This is a genomic window from Streptomyces synnematoformans (assembly GCF_039531005.1).
GTDB classification, from domain to species: Bacteria; Actinomycetota; Actinomycetes; order Streptomycetales; family Streptomycetaceae; genus Streptomyces; species Streptomyces synnematoformans.
Window position 1 is genome coordinate 1 of the sequence record NZ_BAAAPF010000757.1, and the last position, 636, is coordinate 636.

The window sequence follows — 636 nt, forward strand, 5'->3', positions numbered from 1 at the left end:
CGCGTCACGCCCGCCGGCGGGGCCCCGCGCTCGGCCCGGGCGGCCTGCAGCTCCACCGCCAGGCCCAGCCGGAAGCCGAGCGCCTCCTCGTCGCTCTCCGCGAGCAGCACGCCCGCCACCGTCCGGCGGGTCGTCTCGCTGCCGCCGCGCACCAGGGCGACCAGCTCTGCCCGCCGCTCGACGACGCGCGCCCGCTCCGCGGCGTCGGGCACCTCCTCCGCCAGCTCCGCGTCGCTCAGCACCGCCGCGTACGCGCCCGCCCGCTCCCACGGGCCCACCCGCTCGGCGAGCAGCTGCTCCACCCGCCGCTGCCGCCAGCCGCGGGCCCGGCCGTCCGCGCCGTCGGCCAGCTCCGCCCGCATCGCCGGCGGCAGCGGCCCCCGCAGCAGCCCGGGCTCCCGCTCCCCGAACGCCGCCACCTCCGCCGCGAGATACAGCCAGACGACGCGCCGGTACCTGTTCACATAGAACCGCGCGGGCGCGAAGCACCCCGCCCGGGCCAGCCGGGTGAACCGGGCGGGCTCGACGCCCAGCTCCTCCGCGCCCGACACCGTCCCCACCAGCCGCAGCCGCTCACGCAGCGCAACCGCCGCCGCCCGGGCCCCGCCGGCGCCCTCCGCCGCCCGCAGCCGCGAC

The 636-nt window shown here is 81.3% G+C and carries 1 protein-coding gene; it reads right to left on the minus strand.

Annotation, left to right across the window (positions count from 1 at the left end; all coding sequences use genetic code 11):
• On the minus strand, positions 1-636 hold a 636-nt coding region (locus tag ABD317_RS37535; RefSeq protein WP_344296629.1), incomplete at both ends, for a DUF6397 family protein.